The sequence below is a fragment of the Gardnerella sp. 2492 genome (assembly GCF_050320365.1).
Lineage (GTDB): Bacteria > Actinomycetota > Actinomycetes > Actinomycetales > Bifidobacteriaceae > Bifidobacterium.
Window position 1 is genome coordinate 1,042,514 of record NZ_CP186952.1, and the last position, 21,807, is coordinate 1,064,320.

Annotated in this window: 18 protein-coding genes; 11 read left to right on the forward strand and 7 right to left on the reverse strand. The window is 41.0% G+C overall.

Translation table 11 applies throughout. The features are described 5' to 3' along the window. The first annotated feature begins 237 nt into the window (after positions 1–237). Genes ACPFYS_RS04110 through ACPFYS_RS04125 form a run of 4 tightly spaced genes read left to right on the forward strand, consistent with a single transcriptional unit; the run spans position 238 to position 3,594 of the window. Positions 238–1,140 (forward strand): efflux RND transporter periplasmic adaptor subunit, encoded by a 903-nt coding sequence (locus ACPFYS_RS04110; RefSeq protein WP_427876102.1) that lies wholly within the window; start codon positions 238–240, stop codon positions 1,138–1,140. Further along, positions 1,137–1,847, forward strand: coding sequence for an ABC transporter ATP-binding protein (locus tag ACPFYS_RS04115; RefSeq protein ID WP_427876104.1), 711 nt, complete (start codon positions 1,137–1,139; stop codon positions 1,845–1,847). The genes ACPFYS_RS04110 and ACPFYS_RS04115 overlap by 4 nt, the downstream gene beginning before the upstream one ends. Next, the gene (locus tag ACPFYS_RS04120; RefSeq protein WP_427876106.1) at positions 1,831–3,042 is read left to right on the forward strand and encodes an ABC transporter permease; all 1,212 of its coding nucleotides are present in this window, start codon (positions 1,831–1,833) and stop codon (positions 3,040–3,042) included. The genes ACPFYS_RS04115 and ACPFYS_RS04120 overlap by 17 nt, the downstream gene beginning before the upstream one ends. 27 nt (positions 3,043–3,069) lie before the next feature. Then, on the forward strand, positions 3,070–3,594 hold the full coding sequence (locus tag ACPFYS_RS04125; protein WP_427876108.1) for a hypothetical protein: 525 nt from the start codon (positions 3,070–3,072) through the stop codon (positions 3,592–3,594). A 44-nt stretch (positions 3,595–3,638) separates the two neighbouring features. Here the strand turns inward: ACPFYS_RS04125 and ACPFYS_RS04130 are convergent, their stop codons facing one another. Further along, entirely contained in the window at positions 3,639–4,901 is a 1,263-nt protein-coding gene (locus ACPFYS_RS04130) for an MFS transporter (RefSeq protein ID WP_427876110.1), read from the reverse strand. Between the two features lie 138 nt (positions 4,902–5,039). Continuing rightward, a complete protein-coding gene (locus tag ACPFYS_RS04135) occupies positions 5,040–6,566 on the reverse strand; it encodes an aminotransferase class I/II-fold pyridoxal phosphate-dependent enzyme (RefSeq protein WP_427876112.1) in 1,527 nt (508 codons plus the stop codon). Positions 6,567–6,896: 330 nt separating this feature from the next. Between ACPFYS_RS04135 and ACPFYS_RS04140 the strand changes: the two genes are divergently transcribed. Next, entirely contained in the window at positions 6,897–7,154 is a 258-nt protein-coding gene (locus tag ACPFYS_RS04140; protein WP_427877652.1) for a hypothetical protein, read from the forward strand. A gap of 18 nt (positions 7,155–7,172) precedes the next feature. Here the strand turns inward: ACPFYS_RS04140 and ACPFYS_RS04145 are convergent, their stop codons facing one another. After that, positions 7,173–7,955, reverse strand: a complete 783-nt coding sequence (locus ACPFYS_RS04145) for a nitroreductase family protein (protein ID WP_427876114.1) — start codon at positions 7,953–7,955, stop codon at positions 7,173–7,175. Between the two features lie 92 nt (positions 7,956–8,047). Continuing rightward, positions 8,048–8,503, reverse strand: a complete 456-nt coding sequence (locus ACPFYS_RS04150; protein WP_427876115.1) for a DUF4235 domain-containing protein — start codon at positions 8,501–8,503, stop codon at positions 8,048–8,050. 161 nt (positions 8,504–8,664) lie between these two features. On the opposite strand from ACPFYS_RS04150, the gene ACPFYS_RS04155 reads away from it, so the two are divergent. The 3 genes from ACPFYS_RS04155 to ACPFYS_RS04165 all read left to right on the forward strand — a co-directional run bounded on the left by ACPFYS_RS04155 (position 8,665) and on the right by ACPFYS_RS04165 (position 12,573). Next, on the forward strand, positions 8,665–9,384 hold the full coding sequence (locus tag ACPFYS_RS04155) for a histidine phosphatase family protein (protein ID WP_427876116.1): 720 nt from the start codon (positions 8,665–8,667) through the stop codon (positions 9,382–9,384). 177 nt (positions 9,385–9,561) lie between these two features. Beyond that, a complete protein-coding gene (locus tag ACPFYS_RS04160) occupies positions 9,562–10,968 on the forward strand; it encodes an ABC transporter substrate-binding protein (protein WP_427877653.1) in 1,407 nt (468 codons plus the stop codon). A 258-nt stretch (positions 10,969–11,226) separates the two neighbouring features. Then, the gene (locus ACPFYS_RS04165) at positions 11,227–12,573 is read left to right on the forward strand and encodes an ABC transporter substrate-binding protein (protein WP_427876117.1); all 1,347 of its coding nucleotides are present in this window, start codon (positions 11,227–11,229) and stop codon (positions 12,571–12,573) included. 210 nt (positions 12,574–12,783) lie between these two features. Here ACPFYS_RS04165 and ACPFYS_RS04170 read toward each other — a convergent pair whose 3' ends face one another. Further along, positions 12,784–13,791, reverse strand: coding sequence for a LacI family DNA-binding transcriptional regulator (locus ACPFYS_RS04170; protein ID WP_427876119.1), 1,008 nt, complete (start codon positions 13,789–13,791; stop codon positions 12,784–12,786). Between the two features lie 279 nt (positions 13,792–14,070). Between ACPFYS_RS04170 and ACPFYS_RS04175 the strand changes: the two genes are divergently transcribed. From ACPFYS_RS04175 to ACPFYS_RS04185, 3 genes are all read left to right on the forward strand, one after another. Further along, on the forward strand, positions 14,071–14,934 hold the full coding sequence (locus ACPFYS_RS04175) for a carbohydrate ABC transporter permease (RefSeq protein ID WP_427876120.1): 864 nt from the start codon (positions 14,071–14,073) through the stop codon (positions 14,932–14,934). Continuing rightward, positions 14,931–15,764, forward strand: coding sequence for a carbohydrate ABC transporter permease (locus ACPFYS_RS04180; protein WP_427876122.1), 834 nt, complete (start codon positions 14,931–14,933; stop codon positions 15,762–15,764). The genes ACPFYS_RS04175 and ACPFYS_RS04180 overlap by 4 nt, the downstream gene beginning before the upstream one ends. 193 nt (positions 15,765–15,957) lie before the next feature. Then, entirely contained in the window at positions 15,958–16,563 is a 606-nt protein-coding gene (locus ACPFYS_RS04185; RefSeq protein WP_427876124.1) for a beta-carotene 15,15'-monooxygenase, read from the forward strand. 202 nt (positions 16,564–16,765) lie between these two features. Here the strand turns inward: ACPFYS_RS04185 and malQ are convergent, their stop codons facing one another. Both malQ and pulA read right to left on the reverse strand, forming a co-directional pair. Continuing rightward, entirely contained in the window at positions 16,766–19,009 is a 2,244-nt protein-coding gene (gene malQ / locus ACPFYS_RS04190; RefSeq protein ID WP_427876126.1) for a 4-alpha-glucanotransferase, read from the reverse strand. 450 nt (positions 19,010–19,459) lie between these two features. Then, a complete protein-coding gene (gene pulA, locus ACPFYS_RS04195) occupies positions 19,460–21,475 on the reverse strand; it encodes a type I pullulanase (RefSeq protein WP_427876128.1) in 2,016 nt (671 codons plus the stop codon). Between the last annotated feature and the right edge of the window lie 332 nt (positions 21,476–21,807).

The following is a 21,807-nucleotide window of genomic DNA, read 5'->3' on the forward strand; positions in this document are numbered from 1 at the left end:
CCCTGGTATTACACAAGCTTCAAGAATCATAAATAAAAATCATCATTTAGTGTGATGCAAACTCTTTACGGCGATTATAGGCTATTAACCAAAAGCTGAAATTCTAAATAAAGTGGTAATCATAAAAGCGTTAATTGCAGCATTACCGAGCCCTTTATTTATTTTGGATCAGTTTGAGAGGCTTGTTTCGACGCATCCTATGCGTTTACGAGTTTGGAGAGTAAGGAGCTTTGTGTTATGCGTAAGTTTACGAAAGTATTCTTGTTAGCTGCTCTGCCAGTGTATTTGCTTACTGCATGCTCTGGTAGAGCAGTTGATGATAGTCAACAGCAGGCATCACATGATTCAGTTCCACTTGTTTCAGTCAAAAAACAGCCTTTAACACAAGTTGTATCGGGTAAAGCAGCAATAGAACAATCGTCTGCCTTTGTTATCACTGCTGTAAGTAGAGGGAATTTTTCTCCATCGGTAAAAGCAGGAAGTGCTGTAAAAGCTGGAAGCATTCTAGGTTACAATGCTGGTAACAAAATTATTGCTCCCGTAGACACTAAAGTTGTGTCAGTAGCTGAATCATCTGCGGACGTGCCTAAATCTTTCCCACTATTCACTCTTAAATATGAAGGTTTTTCAATAAGCCTTAACGCAAAAGCTTTACTTCGTTCTGCGGATATTACAGATGTTAAAGGTCGCTTCCAAGTTGAAGACGGTGTTGGGCCAACCAATTGTTTGCAAATAGTACAAAGCGGTGGAACTTCTACCGATATTGCAGCTTCGGGTAGTAGCAAGAATGATAATGCTGATTCAACTCAAACAGATGAGTCGAGTGAGCAAAGTACACCTAGTGTATCGTCAAAAGTTTTAACGTGTTTAATAGATAAAAGCACAGAAGTAGAATCAGGCCAAAATGCGACGCTTGTTTTTAATGGCAAGCATAAACAATCGGTTCTAACACTGCCTGTTAGTGCTGTTGCTGGAAGAGTTCAAAAAGGCTTAGTTTCATACAAAAAAGGCGATAATTGGGAGAGTAAAGAAGTTGGTCTTGGAATCAGTGACGGCGCTAATATTGAAATTACGTCTGGCTTGAATGAGGGTGATGTTGTAGCAGGTGTTTCTCCTGATCTCATTCCAGGAGTGCAATGATTATGGAGAACAATCCTGTTCCACTGGTTGAACTACAAGACGTGTCAGCGCGTGTAAAACTAGGCAATGGCGAATGGCTTACCACTGTCAACTCTACGTCTATGCTACTTAATCAAGGTGAAACATACGCTGTAGTTGGCAGGTCTGGTTCTGGCAAAACAAGTCTTATTTCTATTATTGGATTTTTGAATAAAAATTTTACTGGAAAATACTATTATTCTGGCAAGTCAATCCAAAAGTGTAGTGATAATACAGTATCGCATATGCGCGCTAGAAATATTGGTTTTGTTTTTCAAAACTATTCTCTCATTAAGCATTTAAGTATTAGAGAAAATGTTGAGTTGCCGCTTTTATACGCAGGACTGCAACAAAGCAAGCAGACAAGAAGAAAAACGATAGAAGAAGCGTTATGTGCTGTTGGATTGCAAGATAAACTAAACGAATACCCTGGAAGGCTATCAGGCGGTGAACAGCAGAGAGTCGCGATAGCGCGTGCTCTCGTTACTAATCCCGAATTACTTATTTGTGACGAGCCAACTGGTGCGCTCGATAGTAGTACGGGAGAAAAAGTGCTTCAAGTGTTGCATGATCGTGTTCAAGAATCTGGAACAACATTACTATTAGTCACTCATGATATGAAAGTGGCTCGTTCTTGCTCTCACATTTTTACTATGGAAGGCGGTGTTCTTTATGATCATGCTGCTTAAAGATTTGCGCCTATCTCCTATGAGATCCTTCCTCACAGGTTTTTCAATGTTTATAGGCATCATTGCCGTTATTGCGTCAGTGCTTATCGGCACGGTTGGTAAGGACTATCTTATTGCAACTAACGAACAGCTAAACGGTCGTAGACCAACATATGAGATTACTTTTTCAGCACAAAATTTTGACGAATATTCAGTATTTAACAAATTCTTAAATCGCATTGAATCCGCAAACCGTAACGCTAATGTTATGCTACAACCAAACACTGGACTACTGTTTAGTGCTTCTATGCCAGCCTCGAAGAGTGTAAAAATAAGCGAAGAATATAAAACTAGCAATCTTCAATATGTTGACGCTGTTTACACTACGGCAGGATATAACAAAGTTTATAACTTACCTATTGTAAGTGGAAGATGGTTTAGTAATAGCGCTAAAAGCAACGCATTAGAAATGGTAGTAAACCAATCTGCTAGCAAAAGATACAAGATTGGTGAAGTAGCATTTATTACTTCTCGCAAAACAACACAAATGAGTCCTATAAGGATTGTTGGAGTTGTGAACGATGGAGTAGACTCAGCAAAAGTATACGTGAATATTCTAGGATTATTACGTTACGCTCCAACTCTTTGGGAATATTCTGGAAAAGAAGCTCAAGGCTCAATCTACTGGTTGAATAAAGAAAATCGTCCTCAAAAATCAATTAAATCTTATGTTTCAGATGCTCTTTACGACTGTTGCGGTGGACAAGTAAACGAAATTAGAAGACATGATAATAGTGATGATTACGAGAATGTGATAACAGTATTGCAATTAAGTTTTGCTATCGTAGCAGCATTATTGCTTTTTGTTTCCGCGCTAGGTTTAATCAATATTGGTTTAGCATCGTTGGAGCAGCGCACGCATGAACTGCTTATACGCAGAGCTTTGGGCGCTACTAGATGGTCGATTGCTTCACTCGTGTTAGGCAGTGCGATTATTTTAGCGCTGATAGTTTCGATTGCTGCCGTCGCTGTTTCTTTTGGTCTTGTGTCTATGACATCAAGTTTTTGGGATGCAGCAAGCCCAGTTAGTCCGCCAGTTTACCCATATGAAGCCGCTATTGGAGCTGTTATTGCGGCTTTTATTACAGCGCTTGCTGGAAGTGTGGTGCCGGCAATAAAAGCATCACGTTTACAACCAGCATTAGCATTGCGCTAATTTTCAAAAAATAAGAAAGAAGGAATAATGAATAATCATACTATTGGTAAAGCAACTCTTATTGTTGGTGTACTTAGTGCGCTTCTTATGTTTAATGCGTGTGGAGGAATAGGCAACAATAATTCGAGTGGTGTGGGTGGTGCGCGCTCGCAAAATAGTTCGCCTAGAGAGACTGTTGATTTTGCTCATATAGAGAAGGAATACCAGGAGTCCGTTGCAAAGCTTAGTTGGCCTGAAAAATATAAAGCTCCTGCAAACTTGGTTGGAGAAGAAAAAGACAGTCAGTTCCAGAGTGGATATGGCGATACGCAAGCATCTAATTATTATCAGTGTGCTTGGGAGCGGCAATGGCTAGACACGTATGCTAGTGATGAGCAAGCGGCAAGTAAAGCTTTGCATGAGCTTGAAAAAGTGCCTAGCATGCCGTTTATGGGTCCAGACCGTTGTGATGATGCAACGCGAAACTTTTTCAAAGAGCACATGCGCAAAGCAAAACTGGGAGATCCATCAGGATTCCAACAGGATGTGCAAACTAATTGTCCTGTGATGTAATTGCATTTGTATAGCTTTATTGTGCTTTTGCGCTAAATAGCTTGTTATATGCTTCTTTTTACCCATGTTGATGGTGTCCAATAATCTTTGGTAAGCATTGATGGGTATGTTTGTTTACGAGCTTGAATAATCCATAAGGCTATACCTGTTGAAACAAGTATTATGCCAGAAGCAATCATTATAAATAATGATGAATTTAGATTTCCCCATGCTAGTACGCTTGCATACCCTACGATAATGCCGCATTGCTCCATAATAGAAGTAAAAGTAGTAGTCGCGCCGAGAATGTGTGTTGGTATGCCGTCGAGAAGAGCTGTTTGCCCATAGACGATGGTTGCGTCAAAAATAATACCTGCAATGAAAGCAGAGCAAAGAAAAAGAGCAATCCAATTATTAAGTGCGAAAATAAGTAAAGGAATAGAAAGGAATCCAGGTAATAAAATAGAGTATAAAATCTCATAATGCAGCACAATATATTTGCATAATAGCGAACCTACAATCATGCCAATGTTAAATATGCTGACTATTGATCCCCATGTGGATGCCGAATGAAAAAGCGTGAGACAATGGTGTGCTCCCATTAGTCTGAATGCAGCAAGCCATGAGCCTGATTGTAATGCTGATACTACTCCTAAGACTATTAACCATGGTGTAGATTTCATATAGTGTAGAGAAGCTGCAAAACCAGCAGTTTTATTGTTTCCTGTTTTCGTATTGTTTGCGCTATTTTGTGCTTGCTGGTTTAGATTAACTAACAGTAGAGGTAGCGCCGCTAGTATCATCACAACAGCAATGCTCGTAAAGAAAATGAGCGGATTACATATATCAACAAATATGCCAGTAATCGCTGGTGCGGCAAGCCTACTGAGATTAATCCACATACGCATGCTTGCTAAAAATTTGGTTTTTTCGCCAGTTGGTGCGCTATACGCCATCAATACTTTTTGATTAGGCGAAGAAAATGCAGTAAAGAACCCGAATATTATGCCGAGTAGTGTAACCGTAATAGCAATAAGATTATGCTGTGCTACTAAAGCGAAACCGTATCCAGTACACAACAAGGCAAAGCAGAACGTTAGCGCTATAAACAATCTAGTTGGTGGATATTTATCTGCGATAATGCCGCCAAGCGGTGCTGCTATGCAGGTCATAAGCGCTACGGAAACCGCGTTAAGCGCTGCGTGAGATAAGTCGACATGTATTAAAAGATATAGACTTACGCCAAATCTACAGCTTGTTATAAGAAAAGCATTAAGCGATAAAACGGCAATAATAAGAGTTTTGCGAATCCGTGCCGCAGCGTTCATTTCCTTCTCTTTTTTTTCTTTCTTTCATGTTATGAATGTCCTTCATATTCTGAATGATATATGCCTTTTGATATACACCTTTTTCTGGACTGTGAGTGAAATGAGTGTTTTGTTGCAGTTTATATGCAGTGGTTGCGGCTACTGGCGATAGTAGGAGAGGAAGTTGGAGAGTTTGCTCATTGCGTCACGAAGCGTCTGCAAGCGCGGCAAGTAGACTACGCGGAAGTAGCCCGGAGTCTGCCAATTAAAGCCTTTTCCGTGCACAATCAGCAACTTCTGATCTCGTAGCAAATCAAGCGCAAACTGTTCGTCATCGTGAATGTTGTAGCGAGCAGGATCAAGCTTTACAAACATGTAGAAAGCAGCGTCTGGTCGCTCAACACTTACGCCATCCATCTCCTGAAGTGCGTTATAGCAATACTCGCGCTGCTCATACACGCGTCCGCCCGGCTCCAAATACTTTTCAACGCTCTGGTATCCGCCCAAAGCAGTCTGAATAATCGACTGCGCAGGAACGTTCGAGCACAAGCGCATATTAGACAGCATGTTAAGCCCCATAATGTAGTCGCGAGCCTTGGATTTGTCTCCCGAAAGGCTCATCCAACCAATACGGAAGCCAGCAATCATATGCGATTTAGAAAGTCCGCTAAAGGTTACGCAGAATACGTCTGGAGCAAGAGAAGCAATCGAAATATGCTTCTTGCCGTCCATAACAAGACGGTCGTAAATCTCGTCAGCAAAAATAATCAAATTAAACTCGCGCGCAATCTTAACGATCTCTTCCAAAACTTCGCGGCTATACAGAACGCCCGTAGGATTATTCGGGTTAATAATCACGATTGCTTTAGTGCGAGGCGTGATTTTAGAGCGAATGTCGGCAATATCTGGGTACCAATGCGACTTTTCGTCACACATGTAGTGCACAGGATTGCCGCCGGCCAAGCTCGCGCACGCAGTCCACAGAGGATAGTCTGGGCTTGGGATAAGAATCTCGTCGCCGCAATCAAGCAACGCTTGCATAGAAAGATTAATCAGCTCGGAAACACCGTTTCCAGTGTAAATATCTTCCATTTGCACGCCTGGAATGCCCTTAAGCTGATCGTATTGCATAATCGCCTTGCGTGCAGAGAAAAGTCCGCGACTATCCGAGTAGCCTTCGCAGTCAATAAGCTGCTGTTGCATGTCGTAAATCACTTCGTCTGGAGCACGAAAACCGAAAGGAGCAGGATTTCCAATGTTCAGCTTTAGAATATGCGTTCCGTTTGCTTCCATGCGGTTTGCTTCTTCAACAACCGGGCCGCGAACGTCGTAAAGCACGTGCTCAAGTTTGCTTGATTTGTTGAAGTTTCTATGTTTTAGGGTTTCGGAAAGTTCATCTTCTGTAAGCTGTGGCTGATTTAATTGTGATTCTTCTGCAGATTGGCAGTTTTGCTCGATTTTTGCGCAGGAATGCCCACCTTTTATTCCGTCGCCGCTGATTCCAAGAATTTCAGCAAGCATGTTACGCACGTCTTTGCGAGGCTCAGTTTTGCCGCTTAAATACTGGCTTAACTGGCTTTTGCCAAGTTTATGACCATTTTTTGCTGCAAGCTCGATTACGTCAATCTGCTTGTAACCCTTGCGTTTCATAGCTTTCTTAAGCTCATCAGCAAAATTCTGTGTCATAATCTTTCTTTCTCGTAAAATCAGCGTTTATAAATTGAACAAACTGAGAATAAAGTTCACAACAAAGTTCAAAGTATAAGTATTAAATTGAATTATTTGCCCAATATTACTCACGAGAGCCAGATTTGTACAGTAGTTTTTCAAAAAATAATAGAAAAATTGAATTTTGATTAAGTTTGAATTGAATTTTAATTAAGTAATTGAACTAAAAGACATTAAATTGAACTTATTTTGATCTATTTGAATACGATTTTGCGCAATCTATAGTCTTGTAATGCTTTTGTTATCGGGTTTACTTGCGCATTTTGCTGTAGTGATACCATGAATTACATGTATTTCTTTACTCCGCGCAGATGTGAATCTACTCAAAAAATAATGTATGCAAATAAAGGGCAGGCTCTTATTGCAGCGGATAAAAGTCTTAGAGAGCGCGGAACGCAACTTTGGGTTTACAAATGCGAATATTGCAGTTGCTGGCATTTAACTCATTCAAATCCTGCAATTCACAAATATTGCGATACGCGCTCGCATTTTGAAACTACTAAGCCAAAATCGAGAAAACGCGGATATAAACCGAGACGACGCTAAGTTAAAATCGCACTAAACTTACGCGACGTTAAATCCTTGCCTTGCAACCTGCTCAACGTCTTCTTCCTCATGTTTTTTCGCGCTACTATCCTTTGCTAGCGCAACAATTTGTGCACTAAAAGCGTCAACTGGTCGACTGGCATTTCGCAAATCATAATATTTATGCACGCGCGCGTCAAAATCTGCAATATTTTCTAATAATTTAGCTTCATCGGTAGGGTAGCGGTTTTCAAAAATCTGCATGCTGGCGCTCATTCGCGGCTTTAATTCCGGATTTTGCGCAGGCTTACCAATTGCTAAGCCGAGCACAGGGTACGTATATTCAGGCAAATTCAAAATATCAATAAGCTGAGTTCTACTGTTCAAAATTGAACCGAGAATTACGCAACCAAGCCCTAAAGATTCTGCGGCAGTTTCCATTGCATGAAGTGCCAAAACTACGTCATTTTGTGCTTGAGTAAAGCGGTAGCGCGTTTTAAGCATAAACTCGTCGCTACTGGTATCTACACCATTTTTACGTGCGATTACAGCATTCCTATGCTCGTCAATAATAAAAACGTACAGTAGTGGAGCTGTAGCAATATATGTTTGATTGCCAATTTCGGCAAGCTTCTGCTTGATTGAAGCGTCAGTAATTCTAATCGCTGACCAGTCGTTCAAAAATTGGCTGCAAGCAGCATGTTGTGCTACGGTTTCGAGAGTGGAAACTGTATCTTCGTCAATCGCTTCATTGCAAAAAGCTCGAATAGAGCGGCGGTTCAGTAAAGTATCAATAGTTTCGTTATGACGTAAGTTTTGCACGTTTCTCTTGTCCCTTATTATTTCCTTATTATCTTCTTATTATTTCGACTATTTTTCGCTTATTTCTGTATTCTCAGTTCATTTGTTCAAAATTAGAATTTATTTTTTCTAAACTGACGCTTTCTTTGCCTGTGTGCAATATAAGACGAAGTTCCGCGTCCTACAAATCGCCCAACAAGCGTAGTGATAATAGCAGAAAATACTGCAAATCCTAGTGCCATTAGCAATGGTTCTTCTTGTTTAGCTTGCTTCTTTTGTGCAATTTTTTCTTTAGAAAGATTGTTAGAACGCTTATTAGATCTTAGATTAGTTTTTTTAGTATCAAAATTCTTTTTCCATATTAAGTGCGCTAACTGTCCTGCCATAAACGTTGCAAAAGAAGGTAGTGCATGTTTTAGTAAGGAATCTCCTAAAGTATTTTGATTTTTTAATCGGCGCTCGCGAAGTGCATCAATTTTACGATTTGTTGCATTAAGTTGTTGCACGGCAGCTTGAGCTGCAAGATGAGAGTGAGCAGATTTATTATTTGCCGATGATAATTGCGTCATATTATCTATGTTAATGGTAACGAAATACCAAATGTAGCTGTAATATATAACAGTATTACAATATGTTGGCAGCGACGCCAATGCATTGTAGGAATCAGGCTTTTGGCAATTGGCATACAATGTCGATTGCGTAATAATTTGCGCTTAAGGGGGCATGTGTTGTGGAAAACGTTAATAATGTAAAAAGCGTTGATAATAATGAGTGCTGTAGTAATAATTACGGTTGCTTAATTCTATTAAGACACGGCCAAACTGCTTGGAGTGTGTCTGGCCAGCATACTGGGCGCACGGATTTGCCGCTTACTGAAGTAGGTGTTGAGCAGGCAAAAGAGGCTGGTGTGCGCTTGCGTGAAGAATTTCCGCAAGGTTTTAATCAGGATTGTGTGCTTGTAAGCCCACTTCGTCGCGCGCGGCAAACAGCTCAAAATGCAGGATATTCTACATATACTGTTTGTGATGACATTGCTGAGTGGGATTATGGCGCTGCTGAAGGTCGCACTAGAGGTGATGTTGCGGCATTAAGTGGCGTTGAGGCGTGGGATGTGTGGAAACATGGTCCTAAAGTTCTTCCTTCTCACATGGTTAGTGACGCTAAAGAAGTACTTCCTAGTGGAGAAGCAGTGGATGTGCACAGGACTTCGGGAGAAAGCTTGCAAGAGGTTTCGGATCGTACTCAAAAGATTATTGACATGGCAATGCCTAAATTGAAATTAGGTAAGGATGTACTTGTTGTTGCGCACGCGCACGTATTGCGTATTCTTACTGCGCGCTGGCTTGGAGTAAGCCCAGATTTTGCGCGATTGTTGCGTCTCGATACTGCGCATTATTCTGTATTGGGCACATATAAAGGCGACAATGTAATCGTGCATTGGAATTGCTGAAATACGGTTTAGAATTTCAGATATTTTATTGCGATTCGCACAATTTTTATTGCATATACGTTTATATATTTGAGTCTTGCATTTGCTGTATTATTAGTTCACTACTGTGGTTTAAACAGTATTCAATAGCGGTAATTAGTTAGTTTATAAGAGATTAGCAGTATGTGGAAAGGTTCGATGATGAGTCGTTCAGTTAAGTCGATTATTGCGCTAGTAGTTTGCGCTGTTTTGGCGGCTTGCGCGTTTACTGCTTTTGGTTTTTCTAAGTCTTTTGGCGCAAATACCGATAGGTCTGCTGGCGGAAAGGTTATTTTCTTCAACTTCAAGCCTGAAGGCAAGGATATTTGGGTAGAGGTTGCTAATGAGTATAAAAGAACTCATCCGGGGGCTGATATAGATGTCAAGACTCCGCAAAGCAACAGTTACGAAGATGAGCTTCGTGATGCTGTTAAAAATAATCCTGATGCTATGCCTACCTTATTCCAGATTAACGGTCCTGTTGGCTACGCTAAATGGAAAGATTACACGGCTGATTTAAGTAATTCCCCTCTTTATAAGCAACTTACTAATCCAAAGCTTGCAATTAAGGATAAAGATAGTAAGCCGGTTGGTGTGCCATATGTTACTGAAAATTACGGCTTGATTTATAACAAAGCTTTGCTTGCTAGATATGCGGATCTTCATAATTCAAAGTTGGCTCCAGAAGAAGATGGTAAATCTTTTGAAGATCAAATAACTTCTTTCAAAAAGTTGAAAGAAGTTGCCGATGATATTCAACAACGCAAGGATGAGCTTGGTGTTGATGGTGCCTTCACTTCTGCTGGTTTCGATTCCAGTTCCGATTGGCGCTTCAAGACCCATCTTGCAAATATGCCTCTTTATTACGAGTTTAATGGCGACACTAAGCAGCCTGCAGAAATAAAAGGCAGCTATTTAGATAATTTCAGGAAGATTTTTGACCTTTATATTTCTGATTCCACAACCCCTGTAAGTCAGTTAAGCACTAAAACTGGCGAGGATGCTGTTTATGAGTTTGCTCTTGGTAAAGCTGTGTTCTACCAGAATGGTACTTGGGCTTGGGGTGATCTTGCAAATGCTGGCATAAAATCTGATGACGTTGGCATGCTCCCAATTTACATTGGTGCTCCCGGTGAAGAGAAGCAGGGCTTGGCTACCGGTTCTGAAAACTATTGGTGCATTAATAAACAGGCTTCAGAAAAGAATCAAGAGGCGACTAATAAGTTCTTGCAGTGGTTACTTACTGACAGCTGGGCTCAGGATGTTTTAGCTCATAGGCTGGGCTTTGATACTCCTTTCAAAAATTTCCCTAAAGCAAAAAATCCTCTTGTTCAGGCTGCTGTTGATTACACTGCTAAAGAAGGCAAAGTGCCTGTTACGTGGGTGTTTGTTACCATGCCATCTAACGGTTGGAAAGACGATGTTGGCTCTGATCTGCTTACATACGCTCAAGCAACAAAAGACGGTATGACTTCTACTAGTGCTAATAATGCATGGAATACTCTTAAGAAAGCATTCGTTGACGGCTGGGCTAAGGAATATAATATTGCTCACAGTAAGAGTTAGCCTAATTAATTTAGTTTTGAGTTAATTTGTCTGCGCTTTCGGCAAACGGTTGCGTACACATTGTCTTTTCGCTAAGGATATAAATTGTGTTGTTTTCTTAATGCGATGCAAATGCTAGTAACGTTACGCGACACACATTGTTTTAATTAAAATGCCATCGTTTGCAAAAAAAACATATTTGTTGCATAATAAATATGTCGAAAGAGCACTTAAAAGTGCAACGGCTCAACGTGGGGTCGAGACATAGAGAAAGGTTCGATGATGAATCGTACGATTAAGTCAACAATCGCATTGGTGGCATGCTCTGCAATGGCGTTCGGCGCGCTTGCTGCATGTGGTTCTTCCAATAGCAGCTCTAATGGTAAGGGTAAAGTTTACTTCCTGAACTTCAAGCCAGAAGCAGCTGATCAGTGGAAGGAAGTTGCTAAAGAGTACACAAAGAAAACTGGTGTTGAGGTTAAGGTTCAGACTGCAGCAGCAGGTACTTATGAGCAGCAGTTGAAGAGTGAAATCGGCAAGGGTGACGATGCACCTACATTGTTCCAGGTTAATGGTCCAGTCGGCTACGCTAACTGGAAGGATTACACAGCTGATTTGAAGGATACTGAAATTTATAAGCAGCTTCAGAATCAGGATATTGCTCTTAAGGATGGAGACAAGGTTGTTGGTGTTCCTTACGCAATGGAAACCTACGGCTTGATTTACAACAAGACTTTGCTTAAGAAGTATACTGATCTTAGTGATGCTAAGGTAAAGTCTGCTGCTGAAATTAATTCCTTCGATAAGTTGAAGGCTGTTGCAGATGATATTCAAAAGCATAAGTCAGAACTTGGCGTGCAGGGTGCTTTCACTTCTGCAGGCTTCGATCCAAGCTCCGATTGGCGCTTCAAGACTCACCTTGCAAATCTTCCTCTGTACTATGAGTTTAAGGAAGGTAAAGTTGCAAAGCAGCCTGCGAAGGTAAAGGGTAGCTTCCTTGATGGATATAAGAAGATCTTCGATCTTTATATTACTGATTCCACAACTCCTGCAACTCAGTTGAGCTCTAAGACTGGTGAGGATGCTAATTCTGAGTTTGCTCTTGGCAAGGCTGTGTTCTACCAGAATGGTACTTGGGCTTGGACTGACCTCTCCAAGGCCGGTATGAAGGCTGATCAGCTCGGCATGCTCCCAATTTACATTGGCGCTAAGGGTGAAGAGAAGCAGGGCTTGGCTACTGGTTCTGAGAACTACTGGTGCATTAATGAGAAGTCTTCGGATGCTAACAAGAAGGCTACGAAGGACTTCCTGAAGTGGCTCATTACCTCTAACGAAGGTAAGGATGCTCTCTCCAAGAAGATGGGCTTCACCACTCCATTCAAGACTTTCGGTGATGTTAAGTCTGATAACCCATTGATTCAAGCTGCTGTTGAGGATGCTAAGTCCGGTAAGACTCAGGTAAGCTGGAACTTCACTATGATGCCATCTGAAAACTGGAAGAACGATCTTGGTTCTGCTTTGCTCGAGTACGCTCAGGGTACAGGCAAGTGGGATAAGGTTAAGACTGCATTCGTGGACGGCTGGGCTAAGGAGTATGCTCAGGCTCACGAAGATGATGACGACTGATATTCATAAAATTTAATAAATATAGGTCTGTTGATTCATAAAGAATCAGCAGACCTATTTTTGTATTTACAAATAAGTCATTATTTTGCAAAGTCGTTATTTTGCAAAATATATATAGATACAGCACTCGCATAGTAGTTGCGATAATTTGCAAACTAATTTTTATAAAAGAGTGCCGAGAAACTATATTGTATTTAATTATTTGCTAGTTCAGGAAAGTGAGGAAGTGCTAGCGCGCACAACTAAAGTTGCTGGAACTATCACATGCGTATTATCAATTTCTTTGCCAGATATAAGTGAAAGTGTCATTTCTGCAGCTTTTGCTGCCATATCTATAGGATCTTGACGTATGGTAGTTAATCCAGTTTCTTCAGCGTAAAAACTATCGTCAAAGCCTATAATTGACAAATCTCCAGGAGTATTATATCCGCTTCTAGCAAGCTGAAACATGAGCGGAATAGCGATACCGTCTTCTTGGCATGCAATGGCTGTAGGCATATCGTTTTCACTTAACAATTCTGAAAGAATAGTGTTTATACGATTTGGGCCTGCAGGAACACCAATTTCAATAGGTGTGATGCCATTATTTTTGCATTCGCTGACAAACGCTTTATAACGTTGCACTATGCTAAAACGTAAAGATACGTCTCGCGACGTACTAACGTACACTATATTTCTGTGTCCTAGTCCTATAAGATGACGTGCCATAAGTTGCGCGCCGTGTACATCGTCTATATTTATAGTTGCGTCAAATCCGCAGCTTTGCGGATCTAAGCAATTAATTCCTACAACTGGCACGCCAGTTTTTTTGAGTTCAGCAACTTCTGACTCGTTTATATCGAAAGAAGAAACGATTACTGCATCAGCGTTTCTTCTTATTGGTAAAATTTCGAAAAATTCTCGGCGTTCTTCTGCACTCGAAATTTGAAAAATAGATAAGTCGTAGCCGGCTTCGTGAAAAACTTTGTTTAATCCTTGGAATACTGATGCGTTGAACCAGGATCTTAAATTATCGCTTAAAAGTACTGCAATTCGCAGCGTGCGACCAGATTTTAGTGCTGCTGCAGAGCGTGAAATGGAAAAATTCAACTGATCTGCTATTTCAAGTACTTTATTGCGAGTAGCTGCTGAAACTAAGTCAGGTCTAGTAAATGCGCGTGATACGGTAGAAACAGATACGTGTGCTTCATTTGCTACATCTTGAATATTTGCCGGCATGTGAACTCCTTTATTCGCACATCGTAATCGTTTGCAAAATACGTTAATTCCCTCTTTATTAACAAACGTTTGCAACAGTTCAATTCTATCAGCTTTTGTTGTATTGCCAACGGAAAATAACGATTTTTTTATTTACTGAATGTTGCGCAAAACGTTGCGACATGCAAAAAATGACAACGTTTGACATCGATTGTTCAGATAGCTAATATGAAAGAGTATTGATTCGAGACAGCGGTGTCGTAGGTGATGCTGCACTCAAAGAGGAGGAAGTGGCGAGTCATGATTAGTATGAGCGGTAAGGCAATACGTAAGTGGTGGTGGCTATTTGCACTGCCTACGTTTGCTGCTTTTATCATCGGCTTTTTAATGCCATTTGTTATGGGAGTGTATTTAAGCTTCAGAAAATTCGTTACCGTAACTGATGGCAAGTTCGTAGGTCTTCGTAATTACTATAGGGCATTCGAACGTGATCCTAATCTTGTATATTCGTTCGTATTTACTGCACTTTTTGCAATTGTTACAACAATAATTATTAATGTTGTTGCTTTTGCAATTGCATATTTACTTACCAAGAAGTTCAAAGGCACGACGATATTCAGAGCCGTGTTCTTCATGCCAAATCTTATTGGTGGAATTATTTTAAGTTATGTTTGGCAGCTCTTGATAAATGGCGTGCTGCGTGGTTGTTTCAACCGTACGATTACGTATTCTGGAATATACGGCTTCTGGGGTCTTGTAATTGTAGTTTGCTGGCAGCAAATTGGCTACATGATGATTATTTACATTGCTGGTATGCAGGCTCTTCCTGGAGATGTTATGGAAGCTGCAGCTGTCGATGGCGCAAGTCCAAGGCAAACTTTATTTAAGATTACTATTCCATTGATGATGCCTTCTATTACTGTTTGCACATTCTTAACAGTTACCAACGGCTTCAAGCTGTTTGATCAAAACTTAGCATTAACTAATGGTGCTCCGTCTAAGAAGTCTGAAATGTTAGCTCTTAATATCTATAACACATTCTATGGAAACGGTAATCACAGTGCAGGCATTGGTCAAGCAAAAGCTGTTATGTTCTTCGTACTTGTTGCTGCGATTGCTTTGATTCAAAATATGCTTACCAGGTCTAAGGAGGTAGCGGCATGAACGAGAAAGCAAAGCATCCTGCGTTATGGACCTTGCTGTTCACTATCGTAAGTTTATTGTGGATTTTTCCTATAGCTCTGGTTGTATTGAACTCTTTCAAATCTAAGGTAAATATTTCTAGTGAGCCTTTCTCGCTTAATCCAAAATATTTCGTTGGAATGGGTAATTACGAGTTAGGTTCACAGCGCACCGATTTTCCTATGAGCTTCTTATGGACTGTGGTTGTAACCGTTGGTTCTGTGATCCTCATTCTTCTGTGCACATCGATGTGTGCATGGTGGATTGTTAGAGTTAATAATTGGTTTGCGAAATTGCTCTACGTGTTGTTCCTATTCAACATGATTGTGCCATTCCAAATGGTTATGTTCACTCTTGCTTATATTACAACCGCTCTAAAGTTGAATACTCCATGGGGATTGTGGATTATTTACTTAGGCTTTGGTGCAGGACTTGCAGTATTTATTTTCACTGGTGTAATCAAGGGAATTCCACAAGAAATGGAAGAGTCTGCAATGATTGATGGTGCTTCCGTGCCACGCATATTCTTCCAGATTATTGTACCTATTATGCGTCCTGCTATAATCTCTGTTTCGATTTTGCAAGCAATGTGGATTTGGAACGACTTCCTTCTTCCGTTCCTAACACTTGATCTTACTCAATACAAGACTATTTCTGTAGCCGTTCAATATTTGCAAGGCGGTTATGGATCCGTTGAGATGGGTGCCATGATGAGTTGCTTGGTTATGGCAATTATCCCAATTATAATTTTCTACCTCATCTGCCAGAAGTACATTATCAAAGGTGTTATGTCAGGTGCGGTGAAAGGCTGAGATTCCTCCCCCTCTTAAATCTCAGGTGGTAATAAAAGTGGTGGCGCGCGTAGACTATGATGTTTGCGCGCACCGCCACTTTGTTTTAATGATTACTTTAGTTTGTAATTAGATGGTAGAGTTCGTTATTAGAAGTATCTATGAATATTTAGTAGAGCGAAAATAGTAGATAAAACTAGGAGATAGTAAAAGAATGTTTTTCTCGTTTGGAAGCCCAGACTCAAAGTTTTCGCAAGGCATGGAAACGTTTGCCGACGCTGTATGGCTTACTATATTGATGGTTATAACAAGCATTCCATTGATTACTATCGGTGCTTCTCTTTCTGCCGGGCATGATGCTGCAAGGCGTATAGAGCAAGGTGAAGGACATATTACTGCAGCATATTTTCGTGCTTTTGCTAGTAATTTTTTGGAATCAACCATTATTTGGGCTGTAATGGGACCAGTTTTGCTTGCTATTATTTGGCTATGGATTGCAGTATGGCCTATAGCTTTACTTGTTCCTAAATTTATTTTGAGTATATTGTGGATTATTATGGCCGAATGGGTGTTTGCTCTTCAGGCGCGTTTTAGTAATTCTCTTGGAAAAACGATTATTAATTCTCTTATTTTTGGCGTTTCGTACTGGGTTACTACGCTTTCTATGGTGATTATGGACGTTTTATTTGTGATATTAATTATCGCATCAATTATTTATCTACCGCAGGGTCTTCCTCTGCTAGTGTTCATGGGATGGGGATCGTTAATTATGTTCCATGAATTTCTTCTAGAAAAAGTATTTGCAAAATACGTGAAGTAATTTGCCTATAGTCTAATTTGCTTATAGTCTAATTTCTTATAACTTTTGATTTGAAATAAACAAATAAGGCGCGCATCGACACAGATACGCGCCTCATTTAGGACATCATTGCAAGAAACATTTTAATTTGCTACTGTGCAAACCCTGTTTCTTACGGGGGGAATTGAGTTACTTTTTCAGGTAACCAACTCCTAAATTATACTCACAGCTCTGTATTTTTGCCCTGCATAACTGCAGCCATTGATAGTACTCGCGGAGACTTGAATACTTCATCAGTGTGTACTACGTGACCGTCAGAATCAGCAAGTGGAATACGCCAGTTTGGATATTCAATACTTGTGCCAGGCTGATTTTGTGAACGACGCTCGCCTACAGCATCAACCAAAGCCACCTGTAGGAGCAGAGATGGGGAAGTGCGCATAATTGCGTGCATTGCCTCCACAATCTCTTGCACGTGGCCTTCTGCATCTTCAGAAGCGGCTTTACTGATCCAGCCTCCTTCAAGAAGCATCTTCATCATTGCATCTCGCTCAGCAGTTGCAGCCTTTTGGAAGCTTTCTACAGAATCCGTGAGAAGATGAAGCTCTTCACGAAGCTTTACATGCTCGAAAGCAAGATATCCTGCGGTAGGTGGCATATCGTGAGTAGTAACAGAAGCAAGCGCATACTCGCGGTAAGTAGAAGGATTAGCGAATATAATCTCCTTCTTGCCTGCCTTCTTGCTGGCTGCTTCAGCATCATCATCGTGAGTAAACCACTCAACTACAGTGCCTAATACTCCGTGAGCCGCAAGCACTTTAGAAACGTACTTCGGTACAGTACCTAAATCTTCTCCAATAACCAAACCGCCTGCGCGAGTGGCCTCAATTGTAAGTACTGCAAGCATGGCATCGACGTTGTAATAAACATAAGCGCCGTTTCTAGCACCCTGTCCTTGTGGAATCCACCACAAGCGGAAAAGACCAAGCACGTGGTCGATTCTTGCAGCGCCTGCATGCAAGAACACGTTATGAACCATATCGCGGTAAGCAATATAGCCAGTTTCATCCAAGTAATTAGGATCAAATGGAGGCTGACCCCAATCTTGACCCTGCTGATTGTAGAAATCAGGAGGAGCGCCAACGCTTACGCCATTAGCAAATCGTTCAGGGCTCCACCAAACGTCAGCACCATAGCCGTGCACACCAACAGCCATATCCTGCATAAGGCCAATAGCCATTCCTGCAGCCTTAGCTTCGGCGTGTGCAGCAGCTACTTGCTCATCTGCAATCCACTGCAACCAGCGGTGGAATTCAAACAGATCAGCGTGTTCATGCTTAAGAGCATCAATCTGCGGAGTACCTTTTCCAGTAGTATCAAACCAAAGATTATCTCCCCAAGGAGCTCCCCAAACTTCAAACGCTACGCACCAAGTTGCAAAAGCGTCTAAATCGTCGCCAGAGCGCTCTTTGAATTCGGTAAATTCGCGCTCGCGTTCAGCGGATCTTGGCTGATTGAATATTATGCGCAAAGCTGGAAGTTTAGCATCCCAAGCTGCGTTTATATCTATAGGATTTGGATCATCATTCTGTGCTGCAACGGAAGCGTGCAACTGTTCAACTTTCGCAAGATCCTCACCCTGAAGTTCAGCATATTCAGGAATATCTTGAGGACGAATATAAGTAACATTCAGGAACCTACGAGACTCAGGCAAGTATGGCGAAGGCTCAAGAGGTGTTACAGGTGCGCAAGCGTGAATTGGGTTAATGAGCATGAAATCAGCCTTACCAATTTCGCCAGCATCCTTAAGAAGACGTTTCAAATCTCCATAATCACCAACGCCCCACGAATCTTTAGAGCGAACGGAATACATTTGAGTCATATAACCCCAGCGGTGACGCTGCTTAACACTCTCAGGAAGAGGTATGCGAGCAGGTGCAGCAATCAGAGCAGACTTAGTACGCAACTTAATATTTCCGCGTGAATCGTTTACGCAAGCGCGCAAAGTATGGTAGCCCATTGGCAAATCATCTGGAAGCTCAACATAAAGCTCGCCATCTTTTTCGCTCTGAATGTTGTCTAGTGCCCCTTCGTATTCTGTACCGTCTTCAAGAGTAAGGGAGATGTGAATATCCTCTTTACTTGCATCTCCTGCGTGAATGTGTACGCAAGTTTTTGTGCCATTAAACGACACGACAGTAGGCGGCAGAAGCTCACTTTCGCGCTTCTTAAGCACTGTTTCGTATGATTTTTCGATTTTTGCTGGAGTGTCTGCAGGCATTCCCAATGCTTCAAGCACTCCAACAAGAGCTTCATCGGTAATTTCCGTGTAGCTTCCTTGTTGATCAATGTAAAAAGTTGCAACTCCGCATGCTTTTGCTAGTTTAATCAGCGGACGAGCAAGACGCTCTGCGCTTTCTTCTATTGGCTTAGCAGTCTCAGCTTTACCAGCATCTGTTGTGCTCATAATGCTCCTTCTATTAAAATTTGGCACATTTCTAACTTCGTCGTAATCGTGCCAAACGTGCAACGATGCTATATAGCATGCATCCTCATACATCTCTGGATTAAGATGCACCCTAGGTTTCAATTATATGGATTACTGATAGCGTTTGCAAATAGAAATGCCAGTGTTCGATGGCGTGTTTTGCTTGATTTGTCAATGATTTTATGCTTACTTGTTTGCTGATGAGCACTTGGTTAATTTATAGGATAATGATACTGCAGTATGAAACAGTTTGTGAAACAGCGTATGAAACAATATATGAAACAACGTGAAACTAATTTTTGTAAACAGATTAGTTAATATGCTCAGCATACGTAAAATAAAAACCCAACTGCCGTAATATTAAAAAATATTAAGAACAGTTGGGTTTATTTTTAGAATATTTAATCTACAAAGTGTAAATTTTAAATATTACTTGGTGCTAAGCACAACAAAAGTTCTGCTAGGTATGTGCAAAGTACTGGTATTCGTTTCAGTATTATTTTCAACAGATACAGTATCTGAAGCGGAATTGTGCGTCCACTCAGCAAAATAACCAGTTGAATCTGCCACACACTTCCAGCGTGCAGGATTACCGTCTTGCAAATTAGGAAGTTGTACAGTAGCTGATTCGTTGTACATAGGATTTACGCAAATAATTACGTCTTCTCCTACGAGTTGAGCAATTACAGTAGCGTTTGAAGTTTCCAAATTCTTGCGTTCGCCGTCATATAACGACTTATATGTAGCACGAAGGGAAATCAGCTTACTATACCAGTCGACTAGAGGCTTGAATCGTTTAGCTCGCTGCCAATCCAGCTGGTTCATTGCTACGCCGCAGTTGAACGAATTATCGCAACCATGCTTTGTGCGTCCAAATTCCTCGCCGCTGAGCATGAAAGGAATTCCAGAAGAGCATAAGATCATTCCGGCTGCCAGCATATTTGCGTTAAAGATGTCGGAAACTTGTGCTTCGTCTACAGCATCATATTCAGCATTGCCAGCATTTTCGTGCATAGAAATACTGAGTTTATCCCATAGCGTCAAATCGTCATGAGCTGAAATGTACTGCACTATTTGACCTGCTTCTTTACCAGAAGAAGGTGTGCCGCGCCAAGCGTTTAGTGCGTTTCTTGCTGGATCTGCGCACCATGATTCATTGCCATTTATGTAACCGCGATCGTAATGGTTCATAACGTTGCCTTTAAGAGTATCTCGGCTTTCATCACTAAACCATCCAATACGTTCGTTAAGCGTACTGCGACCTTCTTTATCTCCTGTAGGAATATTTTTTTCTACGGAAGCAGCAGTAGCACCCCAAGGTTCGCCGTACATAAGAATATTGTGTCCGCCTGGAAGCTTATCTAATTTCGCTCTTGCTTCGTTAAGAGTTTCAGTATCGGTAAGACCCATAAGATCAAAACGGAAACCGTCAATATGATAGCAGCGCGCCCAGTGCAACAAAGACTCAATAAAGAATCTGCGGAACATAGGATGTTCGGAAGCCATTTCATTGCCACAGCCGGAACCATTAGCAAACGATCCGTCTTCTTTGCGTCTGCAGAAGTATCCTGGAGCAGTTTTTTCGAAAGCATTAGATGCAGCTTCAAACATGTGGTTATACACTACGTCCATGATTACACGGAATCCGTTTTTGTGAAGAGCTGCAATCATGGCCTTACATTCGCGTATGCGAACAGTGCCATCGTAAGGGTTGCTAGAATATACACCTTCTGGAACGTTATAAGCGTGAGGATCATAGCCCCAGTTGTATAGCGAATCCATTTCTTCAGCATTAGCACCATTTTTGCGTGCTTCGTAAATTTTTGTTTCGTCTACTGTAGCAAAATCATAAATTGGTTCTAATTGTACGTGAGTAACGCCAAGCTGCTTTAAATAATCTAATCCAGTAGGGAATTTGCAGTCAGAAGAATCTGAATTTTGCAAAGTCGTGTGCTCGTCGGTAAAAGCAAGGTATTGTCCGCGATGTGCAGGGTTGAAGCCGCCATTAACATCGCTGCTGAAATCTGCTACGTGAGTTTCCCACACTACTGTTGAATGGCGTACAAATTTAGGAGATTTATCATTGTGCCATCCTGCAGGAGAAACACGCTCTTCGTCAATTACTAAGCTTCGTTCGCCGTTTACTCCGCTAGCTATGCCCCAAGGATCACTAGTTCGGCTAGTGTTTCCATCAGGGAATTTGATTACGTAATCGTAGTAGACTCCGTCCAAGCGTTCTCGAATGTTTACGTGCCATGCGCCATCACGAAGAGGTTTCATATCGTAAGTTTGTGAAGCTTCGCTGTTGTTTCCTGTTTCAAAAAGGCGCAATGTAACGGTTTGAGCGGTAGGAGACCATACTGTAAAAGTTGTAGATTTTGTGTTTAGTTTAAAGCCTAGTTGACCTTCATATACTGGCCATTGTGCTGAAGATGAGAATGCCATAAATAAAATCCTGTTTCTTTCTTGCATTTAATATGCGTTAGTGTGCTTTGTATTTTTACGCCTTTAACGAATATTTAATGCATGTTGTTATAAATAAAATTTTAGCGCGTTGATTTGGTTTTATTCGTATTTTGTGTGTATTTATTTCGTTTTTGTTTTTATTTTTATTTTTATTTTCGTTTAGTTTGTATTTATTTCGTTTTTGAATAAGTCTTATTAATTTTAATTAGGTAGATATTAGGTAGGTAAATAATTGGTTAGATAGTTAGCTAGAAATTGTGAAAATAGCGTTTTAATTTTGTGAATTAATTTAAGTATAGTGAAGGCCGAGG